The organism is Pelagibacterium sp. H642 (genome assembly GCF_031202855.1).
Classification (GTDB): domain Bacteria; phylum Pseudomonadota; class Alphaproteobacteria; order Rhizobiales; family Devosiaceae; genus Pelagibacterium.
Genome location: NZ_CP101829.1, coordinates 1,430,336 through 1,443,655 on the forward strand (window position 1 = coordinate 1,430,336; position 13,320 = coordinate 1,443,655).

13 protein-coding genes are annotated in these 13,320 nt (G+C 61.6%); 9 read left to right on the forward strand and 4 right to left on the reverse strand.

All coding sequences use genetic code 11. The features are described from left to right. Positions 1–110 precede the first annotated feature (110 nt). Positions 111–644 (forward strand): hypothetical protein, encoded by a 534-nt coding sequence (locus tag NO934_RS07035; RefSeq protein ID WP_309163144.1) that lies wholly within the window; start codon positions 111–113, stop codon positions 642–644. A 2-nt stretch (positions 645–646) separates the two neighbouring features. Here the strand turns inward: NO934_RS07035 and polA are convergent, their stop codons facing one another. Then, a complete protein-coding gene (polA, locus tag NO934_RS07040; protein ID WP_309163145.1) occupies positions 647–3,529 on the reverse strand; it encodes a DNA polymerase I in 2,883 nt (960 codons plus the stop codon). A gap of 141 nt (positions 3,530–3,670) precedes the next feature. On the opposite strand from polA, the gene NO934_RS07045 reads away from it, so the two are divergent. Continuing rightward, positions 3,671–4,477 (forward strand): glycosyltransferase family 25 protein, encoded by an 807-nt coding sequence (locus NO934_RS07045; protein ID WP_309163146.1) that lies wholly within the window; start codon positions 3,671–3,673, stop codon positions 4,475–4,477. Here NO934_RS07045 and NO934_RS07050 read toward each other — a convergent pair. Beyond that, positions 4,474–5,187, reverse strand: a complete 714-nt coding sequence (locus NO934_RS07050) for a DUF6683 family protein (RefSeq protein WP_309163147.1) — start codon at positions 5,185–5,187, stop codon at positions 4,474–4,476. The two genes, NO934_RS07045 and NO934_RS07050, sit on opposite strands and share 4 nt — an antisense overlap. A gap of 86 nt (positions 5,188–5,273) precedes the next feature. Between NO934_RS07050 and NO934_RS07055 the strand changes: the two genes are divergently transcribed. Then, positions 5,274–5,864 carry a hypothetical protein gene (locus NO934_RS07055; protein WP_309163148.1) on the forward strand — a complete coding sequence of 197 codons (591 nt, stop codon included), beginning with the start codon at positions 5,274–5,276 and terminating at the stop codon, positions 5,862–5,864. Here the strand turns inward: NO934_RS07055 and NO934_RS07060 are convergent, their stop codons facing one another. After that, positions 5,865–6,395, reverse strand: coding sequence for a CAP domain-containing protein (locus NO934_RS07060; protein WP_309163149.1), 531 nt, complete (start codon positions 6,393–6,395; stop codon positions 5,865–5,867). A 353-nt stretch (positions 6,396–6,748) separates the two neighbouring features. Between NO934_RS07060 and rpmI the strand changes: the two genes are divergently transcribed. The 6 genes from rpmI to pheT all read left to right on the forward strand — a co-directional run bounded on the left by rpmI (position 6,749) and on the right by pheT (position 12,160). Then, positions 6,749–6,949, forward strand: coding sequence for a 50S ribosomal protein L35 (gene rpmI / locus NO934_RS07065; RefSeq protein ID WP_309163674.1), 201 nt, complete (start codon positions 6,749–6,751; stop codon positions 6,947–6,949). Between the two features lie 24 nt (positions 6,950–6,973). Continuing rightward, complete coding sequence (rplT, locus tag NO934_RS07070) at positions 6,974–7,375, forward strand: 50S ribosomal protein L20 (protein ID WP_309163150.1); 402 nt, start codon at positions 6,974–6,976, stop codon at positions 7,373–7,375. A 189-nt stretch (positions 7,376–7,564) separates the two neighbouring features. Beyond that, positions 7,565–8,686 (forward strand): phenylalanine--tRNA ligase subunit alpha, encoded by a 1,122-nt coding sequence (gene pheS, locus NO934_RS07075; RefSeq protein WP_309163151.1) that lies wholly within the window; start codon positions 7,565–7,567, stop codon positions 8,684–8,686. Beyond that, positions 8,686–9,135 (forward strand): ASCH domain-containing protein, encoded by a 450-nt coding sequence (locus NO934_RS07080; protein ID WP_309163152.1) that lies wholly within the window; start codon positions 8,686–8,688, stop codon positions 9,133–9,135. Before pheS ends, NO934_RS07080 begins: the two co-directional genes overlap by 1 nt. Next, on the forward strand, positions 9,125–9,700 hold the full coding sequence (locus NO934_RS07085) for a hypothetical protein (protein ID WP_309163153.1): 576 nt from the start codon (positions 9,125–9,127) through the stop codon (positions 9,698–9,700). Before NO934_RS07080 ends, NO934_RS07085 begins: the two co-directional genes overlap by 11 nt. Positions 9,701–9,751: 51 nt before the next feature. Then, the gene (gene pheT, locus NO934_RS07090; protein ID WP_309163154.1) at positions 9,752–12,160 is read left to right on the forward strand and encodes a phenylalanine--tRNA ligase subunit beta; all 2,409 of its coding nucleotides are present in this window, start codon (positions 9,752–9,754) and stop codon (positions 12,158–12,160) included. A 54-nt stretch (positions 12,161–12,214) separates the two neighbouring features. Here pheT and NO934_RS07095 read toward each other — a convergent pair whose 3' ends face one another. Further along, a complete protein-coding gene (locus tag NO934_RS07095) occupies positions 12,215–13,252 on the reverse strand; it encodes an aldo/keto reductase (RefSeq protein WP_309163155.1) in 1,038 nt (345 codons plus the stop codon). Between the last annotated feature and the right edge of the window lie 68 nt (positions 13,253–13,320).

The following is a 13,320-nucleotide window of genomic DNA, read 5'->3' on the forward strand; positions in this document are numbered from 1 at the left end:
CAAAGAGTCATACTGGGCCACAGCCGATTGAAATAATCTACTCAGCAGTTGTTGGCGCTAAGAGCGGTCACGGAAACATTTAAGTTTCTGCTTTAAAGCAATATGGCCTAATGGAAGGTGGGCAGGAAGGGCTGTACGCTTCCAACCTCGCAAAAAAGCTAGCGGCAGCCCCCGCCGATGAGATGCCGCCGTTGATGGAAACCGCCGCTCTAAAGCCAAAACTTTTTCGGGCATTGTTCGATACTTTCCACGGTGACACCGTAACAAAGGCGAAACTCAGGCAAAGAGCTTCCGACCTGAACGTACATCCCGAGAAGCTGGAACTTGCAGTCGATACCTATATCGCGACATTGTTGACGGCCGATTTGGCTGCTGTCGACGACGATCGCGTAACGCACAAGTCCGCCGCGCACATTAACGCTCAAGAATCGTCGGAAACAGAACCAAACAACAACGATACTGGTGGCCTACTACCGGATACAAATGGGACTTCACCTCAGGTTGATATTCCCTTGCTTGATGATACGCCGCACTCTTCAAGAGCGCGCGCTCAAGTGAATATAAGTATCAGCATTGATTCTACTATGGATTCGGAGAAGCTACAAAAGCAGCTGGAGTTACTAAAAAAATACGGTGCAATATGAACCTAATGCGCCGCTTCCCAGTTCTCCGCCGCTTTCGCGTCCACCTGCAGCGGCACTGACAGGCGCAGTGCCGGTTCCGCCGCGCCTTCCATCACCCGCTTGATGACCGGGATGGCCGCTTCGGCTTTGTCGGCCGGGGCTTCGAAGACCAGTTCGTCGTGGACCTGGAGGAGCATGTCGGCCTGGACGTTTTCAGCCGCGAGAACCTTCTCCATGCGGATCATGGCGCGGCGGATGATGTCGGCGGCCGAGCCCTGGATCGGGGCGTTGATGGAGGCGCGTTCGATGAAGGCGCGTTCGGAGGGGTTTTTGGTGTTCACGTTTTCGAACGGGATCTTGCGGCCGAAAATGGTCGAGACATACCCCTGCGCCTTAACGATGCGGCGCTGTTCGTTCATGTAATCCTGAATGCCGGGGAAGCGGGCGAAATAGGTCTTGATGTATTCGCCGGCCTCCGATCGGGCGATGCCGAGCTGGTTGGCGAGACCGAAGGCGGAAATGCCGTAGATGATGCCGAAATTGATGGCCTTGGCGCGGCGGCGGATCATGGGGTCCATGCCTTCGATGGGCAATTTGAACATTTCGGACGCCGTCATGGCGTGAATGTCCAAGCCCTCTTCGAACGCGTCCTTTAGAGCATCGATATCGGCGATGTGGGCGAGGACGCGCAGCTCGATCTGGGAATAGTCGGCAGAAATCAGCAAATTGCCCGGCGCAGGGATGAAGGCCATGCGGATCTTGCGGCCATCTTCGGTGCGGATGGGGATGTTTTGCAGGTTCGGGTCGGTGGAGGAGAGGCGCCCGGTGGCGACCGAAGCCTGGCTGTATGAGGTGTGCACGCGCCCGGTGCGCGCGTTCATATAGCCGGGGAGCGCGTCGGTGTAGGTGGATTTGAGCTTGGTGACGCCGCGCCAATCGAGAATGGTCTGGGCGAGGGGCACGCCCTGGGCGGCGAGATCGTCTAGCACCGAGGCGCCGGTGGCCCAGGCGCCGGTCTTGGTTTTGGTGCCACCTTCGAGACCCATGCGGCCGAATAGAATATCGCCCAATTGCTTGGGGGAGCCGAGATTGAAGCGCTCGCCGGCCATTTCATGGGCCTGCTCCTCAAGTGCGGCGGCGCGCTGGGCGAAATCGCCCGAAAGGCGCGAGAGGATCTGGCGATCCACCGAGATGCCGCGCCCTTCCATGCGGGCGAGGACAGGGGTCAAGGGACGATCGAGGGTTTCATAGACGGTGGTGACGCCCTGGGCGACGAGGCGGGGCTTGAGGATATGCCAAAGCCGCAGGGTGATGTCGGCATCCTCGGCGGCGTATTTTGCGGCGGCTTCGATGTCGATCCTGTCGAAAGTCAATTGATTCTTGCCGGTGCCGGCGAGGTCGGTGAACTTGATGCAGGTGTGGGAGAGATATTTTTCCGCCAGCGCATCCATGCCGTTGTTGCGGGCGCCATCGAGCGCGTAGCTCATCAACAGCGTATCGTCGATGGGCGCCATGGTGATGCCGTATCGCGAAAAGATGCCCAGATCGTATTTGACGTTCTGGCCGATCTTCAAAATCGAGGGGTCTTCGAGGACGGGCTTGAGCATCTCCAGCGCCAGCCGGAAATCCATCTGGCCCTGGGCAAGGCCGCCGCCCAGCAGATCGTCGGCGCCGGTGACGTGGGCCAGCGGCAGGTAGCAGGCGCGGCCCGGTTCGGTGGCAAGGCAGATGCCCACGAGATCGGCGGCCTGGTTGTCGAGGCTGGTGGTTTCAGTATCGACGGCCACATGGCCGGCCTCGTAGATGCGGGCGATCCAGCCGGCCAACTGGTCGGCATCGCGCACGATTTCGTAATCCTCGTGCTTGCAGGGGATGGCGCGGATGGCTTCGAGCACCTTTTCGGCATGCGCCTCGGGGCCCTGGGCGGGGGGCTCGCTGGACGAAGGATCGACGGCGCCGGGAATGGAGGCGCCCCTGGCGGCGAGCTCGGGATCGGCCTCGAAATCGTCGGGATCGATTTCGAGCAGGTTGGAGAGCCGCCGGGTGATGGAGGTGAACTCCATGGCCTTTAAAAACGGGATCAGCGTTTTGGGTTCGAGCGGCTGGCGGATGAGATCGTCGAGCGGAGTTTCGACGGGGGTGTTGCAATCGAGTTCGACGAGCTTGCGCGAGATGCGGGCCAATTCGGCGTTCTCGATGATCGATTCGCGGCGCTTTTGCTGCTTGATCTCGCCGGCGCGGGCGAGAAGGGTTTCGAGGTCGCCATATTCGTTGATGAGCAGAGCGGCGGTCTTGATGCCGATGCCGGGGATGCCGGGGACGTTATCGACCGGATCGCCGCACAGCGCCTGGACGTCGACCACCTTGTCGGGGGTAACGCCGAATTTCTTCATCACCTCGTCTGGCCCCATCCAGCGCAGGGGCGGCTGGCCGGGGCGGGCGATGGTATCGAGCATCTGGACGTGATCGTCATCGATCAACTGCATCAGATCCTTGTCGGAGGAGACGATGGTGACCTTGCCGCCGCGATCGCGCATCTGGCAGGCATAGGTGGCGATGATGTCGTCGGCCTCATAGCCTTCCTGCTCGATGGAGGGCAGGCAGAAGGCGCGGGTGGCGGCGCGGGTCAAGGGAAATTGCGGGACCAGATCCTCTGGCGCTTCGGGGCGATGGGCCTTGTACTGATCGTAGAGATCGTTGCGGAAGCTCTTGGCCGAATGGTCGAAGATCACCGCGAAATGGGTGGGTTCGTTCTCGCCCTTCAAATCCTCGAAGAGCTTATTGATCATGTTGCAAAAGCCCGAGACCGCGCCCACCGGCAAGCCATCGGACTTGCGTGTCAGGGGCGGCAGCGCGTGATAGGCGCGGAAGATGAAGGACGAGCCGTCGACGAGGACGAGATGCATGGCGGGCTTCCTCTGGGCGCCGGAGCGCGCGCGATTCTGGTTTGGCCGGACTTTGGCGCGATTGCGCGCGGGGGGCAAGCTTTGGACAAAACCTTGCGTCAGGGTGTAGATAACGCGCAACCGCGCCAACGGAAACACGCCTTGTCCATACCCATCTATTACATCAATCTCGCCAGCCGCACCGACAGGCGCGACTTCATGGAAGAGCAATTCGCGCGGCTGGGGCTTACCGCAACGCGGATAGAGGCGGTGACGCCTGCCGATATTCCGACGGAGGATCTGGCGCGTTATTGCGATGAGACGAAGCCCTTCTATAGACGGCCCAATCAACTGGCGTGCTCGCTCAGCCACGAGAAGGTCTGGCGGGCCATGCTGGACGCTGGGCAGCCGCGGGCTGTTGTCCTGGAGGATGATGGGCTGCTTTCCGCCTCGCTGCCGGACTTTCTGGCAAATCTCGATGATGTCGAATTCGACCTTTTGCGCTTCGAGCGCTCCAGCCGGAAGATCCGCCTCCTGCCTGCGGTGCGGACGGTGGGACCGGCGATTGCGTTGCGCCCTTTCCGGTCGACCCTCTCGGGGCGATCCGGCTATGTGATCGGGGAAAGGGCGGCACGCTTGATGCTGGAGGATTCCCGCGCGCATGCGCTCGGAGGAGACCGAGCCCTCTATGACGGAATGCGTTATAAAGGGTTAGTCCGCTATCACAGCGATCCCGCCTTATGCATCCAGTATGGCAATATCGATGCAGACAAGCGGGCGCGAGGGGTCGGCCTGAGCGACCTCAACAGCGAGCGCAGCCGGCATGTTTTCGCCCGGCGGCATCCGGTGCGGAACTTTTTCATCCGCACCCTGCCCCGATTGGGGCGCGGCGTGCGCAATGCATTCGATCATCTGGCGCATCTGCCCAAGGGGATTACCAAGGAGCGGATCTCCTTTCGGCCCGACTAGCGGCTGACAAAGCCCGAGGAACTGGGAACGATGGCGCGCAAATCGACCCCCATGTCGTTCTGGAAGCGGGTGACCGCTGCTTGGCTCAGCGCGCCCATCATTTCCATATTTCCGGTCATCAACGCATCGGAATAGACGGCCTGCTGGAGCAGGAAATTCATCATAAGGACTTCCGAAATCTCCTGCTTTTGGGCGTCCGCGAGGCCGACCCATTGGCCGTCGGCGGCAAGAGAAGCCCGCACCTGTTCGGCGATGGGAGCAACAGGGAAAGTCTCTTCATGAGCGCGGTTGGCGATGATCCAGTTGAGCGCCCAATAGCCGGCGATGGCATCGGCGGCATCGCCGGGCCGCAGACCGTCGGTGGCGACGAGTTCGGCCCAGCTTTCGACGGGGGAGCGCTTGGCAAATTGTTTGCGCACGGCATCGGCGCCCAACGTGCCCGACGTTTCTTCGACAAAGGCGATGAACTGCTCCTGGGCGCGGGCGCTCACATCAGGGGTCGCGGTATAGACCGTGAGATTCGGATCGACCGGTGCGGCGGGGGCCGAGGCGGCGTCATCGAGCGAGGACTGAATGGTGGCATTCAGCATCGTCGAATGAAGCGTATTCATGGTGATGTCGGTGGCAAACCCCTGGAAGGGGTAATCCTGGGCGTGAGCCGGAAGCACCATGGCGGCGAAGACCAGAAAAGCCGAAACCGTCTTGTGCATTTTACCCCTCGCAACGCTGTCATCGGGACGTTAGCGTGCACATAAGATTATGTCGGTGCTGCGACCGATTGACCGGAGGCGTATCCATGGTTCGCTCGAAACTGTTTTCCCTGGTGCTCGGCGCCTCGCTGGCTGGATCAACCGCCTATGCGCAGAATGCCACTGCGTGGATGGAGGCCACCGAAGCGCTGGGGGAAATCAGTGCGCTCGAGAGCGCGGCCGCTGCGTTCGAAGCCGGTCCGGTGGCGATTACCGATGCGCTCGAACGCGAGCCCGGCGGGCGTAGCGCGTGCCAGCGCTATACGACAGCGATGATTGCAGCGGGATTTGAAGCGCGGCTCGCCGATCAGCTCCGGCTGGTGCTGGGCGGCGGGGATGCAGATGCGGAGATCATCGAGGCGCCGAGCCAGCCCGAGCGGCAGGACGGATCGGTGTGGTTTCCACTTGCCGAGCAGGCCGGGTTTTTCGCCGGCTGCGTTGCGGCGGCGATCGCGCAGGCATCCGATGGCGAACGCGCGATCGCAGCGCTGACCGAAAGGCTGGAAATCGAGCTGCCCCTCCCCAACGACGGCGTGGACATATGGCTGGCCCAACAAATCCGCAGCCTGGGCGATGGAATGTCGGGGCCGGTCGCCCAGTGGTTCGATGCAGGGTTCACCCAGGCGGCGCGGCTCTGATCAGGCCATATCCGGGGTGCGGATGCCCATGAGCAGCGCCCAATAGGTGCCATAGGTGTTGTAGGCCGTGGAGCGGCCGCGTTCGATGGCGATGCCGAACTGCACGTAATCGGGATTGACCATGGTGCGGCGGTGCGAGGGCGATTTGAGCCAGCCATCGATGGCCGTGGCCAGAGTCGGTGGGCCGCCGGCGAGGTTTTCGCCCGCAGCGCCCAAAAAACCGGCCCGGCGCAGGCGGGTGTGGAGCGTCTGTTCGGGGGCAGCGGTGTGGGCGACATTGGCATTGTCGGCCATCAGCCGCGCCTGTTCCTCGGCCACGTCCTGGAGGACCGCGTTGTGGGACAAGAGCGGCAGGCCGCGCTCGGCACGCATGGCGTTGAGCTGGGCGGTGGCATCGGCGATCGAAACGCTCGATACAGGCTCGGCGCGCTCGGTGGTCATGATGACCGAGCCCGAACAGGCGGCCAGCGCCGCCGCTGAGGCTCCAAGGGCGGAAAGGGTGAGGAATCGGCGGCGGGAGATCTCGAACATGGGCGCGACTTTAACCAAAGGACGGCTCTTGGGAAGCGGTTAAAGTGGCGCCGTTGTGACGCGGGAGACGGAATCGACTTGCCAATGGGGCCCCGTTTCCTTATACAGCCGGCTTCTCTGGTCGGCCTTTGCGGGTCGCGCAGAGTTTTTTCATGCCGCGCCCGAAAGTGGTTTTCCCATTTTTGGTGCGCTTCAACCGAGCCGCCCGGCCAAAAGGCATGCCGAGGCGGTTCATGAAAGCGGGAAGCTCCCTGGGAGCGTTTCCAGCAAAAGTGGACACCACTTTTGCGGTTCGGAAGCGCGACAAACCCATAAGAGCCACTGCAAAGAAGACCAACAAGGAAGACCGCAAAATGCCCAAGATGAAGACCAAGTCTGGCGCCAAGAAGCGCTTCAAGGTCACCGGAACCGGCAAGGTTCTGGCCGGCCCCGCCGGCAAGCGCCACCGCCTGATCAGCCACAACGCCAAGTACATCCGCAGCAATCGCGGCACCTCCACGCTTTCCGAGCCGGATGCCAAGATCGTCAAGAAGTACATGCCGTACGACCGCTAAGCAGCCAGACTTAAGGATTAACAGATGTCCCGCGTAAAAAGAGGCGTTACCGCCCACGCTCGTCACAAGAAGGTTTTGAAGGCTGCGAAGGGCTATTACGGCCGCCGCGCCACGACCTACCGCTCCGCCGTACAGGCCGTCGAAAAGGCCGGCCAGTACGCCTACCGCGACCGCAAGCAGAAGAAGCGCAATTTCCGCGCCCTGTGGATCCAGCGCATCAACGCCGCCGTGCGCAGCCATGGGCTGACCTATGGCCGATTTATCGACGGCCTCAGCAAGGCTGAGGTTGCTGTCGACCGCAAGGTCCTGGCCGATCTGGCCGTGCACGAACCGGCGGCTTTCGAAGCGCTGGTCGTCAAGGCCAAAGACGCCCTCGCTTATCTGGGCGAAATCGAAGCGACCACCGCAGAGCGCATTTCCGCCTAATCGGCGCTTTCGCGTTCCTTGCTGGTCGCGCTTTCGAACCGAAAAAGTGGCAGCCACTTTTTCTGAAAGCGCTCCAGCAGCCTATCTGAGGCCGAAAAATCAAAAGCCTTGCGCCATCCCTTTTGGGGTGGCGCGGGGCTTTTTCGTTTGCTACCGCTTCGCCCGCCACCTTGATGCCAAGAGAAATAGATGTCCGACCTTAACGCCCTTTCGACCTCGATCCGCGCGGCGATTGCCGAAGCGGGTGATGAAACAGCGCTCGAAGCGGTCCGCATTGCCGCCTTGGGCAAGAAGGGTTCGATTTCCGCCCTGCTGGCCACGCTGGGGCAGATGAGCCCCGACGAGCGCAAGGAGAAGGGTCCGGCGATCAACGGGCTCAAGACCGAGATCGCCGCGGCGATCGAGGAACGCCGGGCGGCGCTCGCCGCCGAGGCGCTGGAAAAACGCCTGGCGAGCGAGAAGGTTGACGTCACCCTGCCCCTGCGTCCCGCCCCCACGGCGACCGGCCGCGTTCATCCGGTGAGCCAGGTGATCGACGAGATCACGGCGATCTTTTCGGACATGGGGTTCGCGATCGCCGAGGGGCCGGATATCGAAACCGACTATTACAATTTCACCGCGCTCAATTTCCCCGAGGGCCATCCGGCCCGCGAGATGCACGACACCTTCTTTTTCCAGCCCGACGCGGATGGGAACCGCAAGCTTTTGCGCACGCACACTTCGCCCGTGCAGGTGCGGGTGATGAAGCAGACCAACGAGAAGGTGCCGGCCAAATGGATGAGCGCGGCGCAGGAACCGCCGATCCGTGTTGTGATCCCCGGACGCACTTATCGCAATGACAGCGACCAGACCCATACGCCGATGTTCCATCAGGTCGAGGGGCTGGTGATCGACAAGGGTTCCCATATCGGGCAGTTGCGCTGGGTGCTGGAAGAGTTCCTCAAGGCCTTCTTCGAGGTCGAAAGCGTCACGACCCGGTTCCGGCCGAGCTTTTTCCCCTTCACCGAGCCCTCCATGGAAGTGGACGTGCAATGCGACCGCTCGGGCAATGAAGTGAAGATCGGCGAGGGGAGTGACTGGCTGGAGATTTTGGGCTGCGGCATGGTGCATCCCAATGTGGTCACCAATGCCGGGCTCGACCCCGATGTCTACCAGGGTTTTGCCTGGGGCATGGGGATCGATCGGCTGGCCATGCTCAAATACGGGATGCCCGATTTGCGGGCGTTCTTTGACGCCGACAAGCGCTGGCTCGATCATTACGGCTTCCGGCCGTTCGATTTGCCGACGCTGTTCGGGGGCCTGTCGAGCTGATGGCGCTGCCCCCTCGCTATGCCGATGCGCACAGCTTCGCCTTCGGGGACAGCCCCGAACTGGCGGACGAATTGCTCGCGCTGGTTCTGGCGGGCACCAAGACCGCGACCTGCGGGGCGCTGCGCGACCATGAGGTGGATGGCGAGCCATTGCCGGAAGTGGGACGGCGCGATGTGGTGCTGGACGGGGCGGGCCGGCCGGCCTGTGTGATCGAGACCACCGAGGTCGAGATCGTGCCGTTCGACGCGGTCACCAAGGAGTTTGCCGAGGCGGAGGGCGAAGGCCCGTATGAAGCCTGGCGCGAAGGACACATCGCCTTTTTCTCCCGCAATGGCGGGTGGAGCGGCGACATGAAACTGGTTTGCGAGCGCTTCACGCTGGTCGACGTGCTGGATAGGGGCCCAAGATTAAATTCACGCTGTTCTTGGGTGTGTCGAGATGATGAATGAGGATGCAATCTCATGGCTCCTGCAAAACTGGACCTATGTCGTTCCAGTTTTGACCGTAGCGCTAACTTGGTTTCTTAACCGATATTTCACCGCAGCACCCCGACTCCGGTATGGTTTGGCGAACAATAGCTTTCACTCCTTAGCTCTACCCGAAAACAATCGAGCGGCCATTTATTGCGAAAAGCTATATATACAAAATTCCGGAAGTAAAGCCGCTACTAACGTAGAGATTTCCTTCCGCAACGCACCGACAGACATTTCAACATACCCGCCGTTACAGTACGAAATTGGCCACAATAAGGATGGAAATTTTTTCTTAAAACTGCCATCCATTTCGGCACGTGAATTGATCATTATCGACACTATCCACGTCAACTCGCCAACCGCCGAAATTCAAGCTGTTCGTTGCGCGGAAGGACGGGGTAAAAACGTGACTTTTTGGGTTCAGCGGAAATATGGGCGCGAGATTACATTTGCCCTAGGCGCAGTGATGTTGTTGGGCGCCTACTATGCCTTGGTCTTGATCTTTCAGTTCTTCGCCACCGCTCTTGGAATCCACGGTTGATACGGCCGTTATCGTCTAAGAAAACTTGGCCCTAACTTGCAGAGTAGATAGATGAAATTCACGCTGTCCTGGCTCAAGGAGCATCTGGAAACCACCGCCTCGACCGATCAGATCGTCGAGAAGCTGACGATGATCGGGCTCGAGGTCGAAGAGGTGACCGATACCGGCGCCGCGCTCAAGGGGTTCGTTGTCGCGCATGTGGTTTCCGCCGAGCAGCACCCCAATGCCGATAAGCTTCGGGTCTGCAAGGTTGATGCCGGCACGGGCGAACTGATTGACGTCGTCTGCGGGGCGCCCAATGCGCGGACCGGGCTCAAATCGGTATTTGCCGCGCCGGGCACCTATATTCCGGGCAAGGACATCACCATCGGCAAGGGAAATATCCGCGGGCAGGTGTCGAACGGCATGCTGTGTTCGGCGGCCGAGCTCGAGCTTTCCGAAGACCATGACGGGATCATCGAATTGCCCGAGGATGCGCCAATCGGGGTGCCCTACCCCGATTATGCGGGCATTGACGAGGTGGTGATCGATATCGGGCTTACGCCCAATCGCGGCGACTGTGCCGGGGTGCGCGGCATTGCCCGGGATCTGGCGGCAGCGGGGCTGGGCACGCTCAAGGATGAGGCGATCGAAAACGTGCCGGCGACGGCGGGGGCTTCGCCCATCGATGTGTTCGTGGATGGCGCGGTGTGCAAGATGTTTGCCGGGCGGCTGATCAAAAACGTCAAGAATGGCCCCTCCCCCCAATGGCTAGCTGACCGGTTGCGGGCCGTGGGATTGCGCCCGATCAATGCGCTGGTCGACATCACCAATCTGGTTTCGCTCGACCGCGCGCGGCCGCTGCACGTTTTCGACGCCGACAAGCTCAAGGGCAATGTGGGCGCGCGCATGGGGCGGGCCGGCGAGAGCCTTCTGGCGCTCGATGGCAAGACCTACCAGGTCGATGAAACCATCTGCGTCATCGCCGATAACGAAAAGGTACTCGGCCTTGGCGGCATCATGGGTGGGGAAGAGACGGGTTCGACCGAACAAACCACCAATGTGTTCATCGAATGCGCCTGGTTCGAGCCGGGCGCGATCGCGGCGGCGGGGCGCAAGACGGGGATCAATTCCGATGCCCGCTACCGCTTCGAGCGCACCGTCGATCCGACAAGCGTTTTGCCGGGAATCGAATTGGCGACGAAGCTGGTGATGGAGCTTTGCGGCGGCGAGCCGGCGGAAGTTGTCGTGACCGGGCATGTGGAAGCGCCGGGGACGGTCATCGAATTCCCGCTCGACGAAATCGAGCGGCTGACCGGCTTGAAGGTCGCGCCCGATGAGGTGAAGGCTATCCTCGGCCGGCTGGGCTTTGGCGTGGCCGGATCGGGTGAGGTGATCAGCGTCACGGTGCCGTCCTGGCGGCCGGATGTGTCGATGAAGGCCGATCTGGTCGAGGAAGTGATGCGCATGGTGGGCGTGGACAATGTGCCGGTCGAGCCGTTGCCGCGGCTGACCGGGGTTGCGCCCAAAATGCTCACCCCGATCCAGAACCGTCGCCGCATCGCGCGGCGGGCACTGGCAGCGCGGGGAATGGACGAGGCGGTGACCTGGTCGTTCATTTCCGCTTCGCTGGCCGAAAAATTCGGGGGCGGGAAGCCCGAACTCAAGCTTGCCAATGCGATTGCGTCCGACATGACCGATATGCGGCCCTCGCTCTTGCCGGGACTTCTGGCGGGCGCGGCGCGGAATGGTAATCGGGGGTTGTCCGATGTGGCGCTGTTCGAGGTGGGGCAGGTCTTCTTGTCCGATGCACCCGAGGGCCAGCACACCTATGCCACGGGCATCCGCACCAGCACGGCCGGAATTGCGGGAGGCGGACGGCATTGGCAGGGCAAGGCCGAAAAGGTTTCGGTTTATGATGCCAAGGCCGATCTGGCCGCCGCGCTCGATGCGCTGGGGGTCGATATCGACAAGGTGCAGGTGGTGGCCGAGCCGGCGGCCTGGAGCCATCCGGGGCGCGGCGGACGCGTGCAGCTGGGGCCCAAGGTGATCCTGGGCTGGTTCGGGGAACTGCATCCGGCCATGGCCGCCGAATTCGACCTCGATGGGCCGGTGGCGGCGTTCGAGATCGATCTCGATGCACTGCCCGAGCCGCGCCAGAAGGCGACCAAGGCCAAGCCGGCGCTGGAGCTTTCGCCCTATCAGCCGGTCAAGCGCGACTTTGCCTTTGTGCTGGACAGCCAGGTGGAAGCGGCCGGCCTGCTGCGGGCGGCCAAGGGTGCGGACAAGGCGCTGATTTCCGACGTTTCGATCTTCGACGTCTTTGCCGGCGCCCATGTGGGCGAGGGCAAGAAATCTGTGGCGATTGAAGTGACGCTGCAACCCAAAGACAAGACGCTGACCGATGAGGAGATCGAGGCGGTATCGGGCAAGATCGTCGCGGCGGTGGAGAAGGCGACCGGAGGAAGCCTCAGGGCCTGATCCGACCTTCAAGTGTTTTTAAAAAGGCGGGCTCGATGGCCCGCCTTTTTTAATTTACCGCAGCCAGCCGGTGGGGCGGGGGTGGAGATCGATGAGCGCGTCCTTGACGGCCTCGTCGATGGCCCCGACTTCGCTTTCCGACAGCGAGAGGTTTTTAAGGACGCCCAGATTATCCTTGAGCTGATCGAGATTGCGCACGCCGATCAGGGCCGAGGTCATCTCGGGACGGCGCAGAACCCAGGAGAGCGCCAGTTGCACCAGCGACTGGCCGCGCTCTTCGGCGATGGGGCGCAGGCGCTCGACGGCTTCCAGCACGTGGGGCTGGAGGTGGCTTTCACGCATCGAGCCCTTTTCGTTTTCCGCGCGTGTGTGGGCCCGTGAGCCCGAGCTGTATTTGCCCGAGAGCACGCCTTGGGTGAGGGGCGAAAAGGCGATGATGCCGATGCCGAGCTCGCCGCAGGCCTCGATCGTGGCGTCGGTTTCGATCCAGCGGTTGAGGATGGAATAGGATGGCTGATGGATGGTGAGCGGCACGCCCATATCCTTCAAGATCGCGTGGGCGCGGCGGGTTTCCTCCTCGGGGTAGGACGAGATGCCCACATAGAGCGCCTTGCCCTGTTTGACGGCCTGGGCCAGCGCTCCCATTGTTTCTTCAAGCGGGGTCTCGGGATCGTAGCGGTGGGAATAGAAGATATCGACATAGTCGAGCCCCATGCGCCTGAGCGACTGATCGAGGCTGGCGATCAGGTATTTCTTGGAGCCGAACTCGCCATAGGGGCCGGGCCACATGTTGTAGCCGGCCTTGGTGGAAACGATGATCTCGTCGCGATAGGGGCGGAAATCGCGGGCCAGGACCTGACCGAACAGCTCTTCGGACGAGCCCGGCGGCGGACCGTAATTGTTGGCGAGGTCGAAATGGGTGATGCCCTGATCGAAGGCGTAGCCCAAAATTTCGAAGGCGGAATCATAGTCGCGCGTGCCGCCGAAATTCTGCCACAGGCCGAGGGAAACGACCGGGAGCTTCAGTCCCGATTTTCCGCTGCGGCGGTATTGCATGGCATCGTAGCGCGCATCGGAAGCACGGTAGGTCATGGCTCTTTTTCCTCGATGGCCGAAAGGTCGGCGGAACCTATCGCCTCGCGGGCCGGACTGGCAAGGGC

Coding starts and splice junctions, on each gene's coding strand:
- NO934_RS07035 (WP_309163144.1), top strand. CDS start 111: ATGGAAGGTGGGCAGGAAGGGCTGTACGCTTCCAACCTCGCAAAAAAG.
- polA (WP_309163145.1), bottom strand. CDS start 3,529: ATGCATCTCGTCCTCGTCGACGGCTCGTCCTTCATCTTCCGCGCCTAT.
- NO934_RS07050 (WP_309163147.1), bottom strand. CDS start 5,187: ATGCACAAGACGGTTTCGGCTTTTCTGGTCTTCGCCGCCATGGTGCTT.
- NO934_RS07055 (WP_309163148.1), top strand. CDS start 5,274: ATGGTTCGCTCGAAACTGTTTTCCCTGGTGCTCGGCGCCTCGCTGGCT.
- NO934_RS07060 (WP_309163149.1), bottom strand. CDS start 6,395: ATGTTCGAGATCTCCCGCCGCCGATTCCTCACCCTTTCCGCCCTTGGA.
- rpmI (WP_309163674.1), top strand. CDS start 6,749: ATGCCCAAGATGAAGACCAAGTCTGGCGCCAAGAAGCGCTTCAAGGTC.
- rplT (WP_309163150.1), top strand. CDS start 6,974: ATGTCCCGCGTAAAAAGAGGCGTTACCGCCCACGCTCGTCACAAGAAG.
- pheS (WP_309163151.1), top strand. CDS start 7,565: ATGTCCGACCTTAACGCCCTTTCGACCTCGATCCGCGCGGCGATTGCC.
- NO934_RS07080 (WP_309163152.1), top strand. CDS start 8,686: ATGGCGCTGCCCCCTCGCTATGCCGATGCGCACAGCTTCGCCTTCGGG.
- NO934_RS07085 (WP_309163153.1), top strand. CDS start 9,125: ATGATGAATGAGGATGCAATCTCATGGCTCCTGCAAAACTGGACCTAT.
- pheT (WP_309163154.1), top strand. CDS start 9,752: ATGAAATTCACGCTGTCCTGGCTCAAGGAGCATCTGGAAACCACCGCC.
- NO934_RS07095 (WP_309163155.1), bottom strand. CDS start 13,252: ATGACCTACCGTGCTTCCGATGCGCGCTACGATGCCATGCAATACCGC.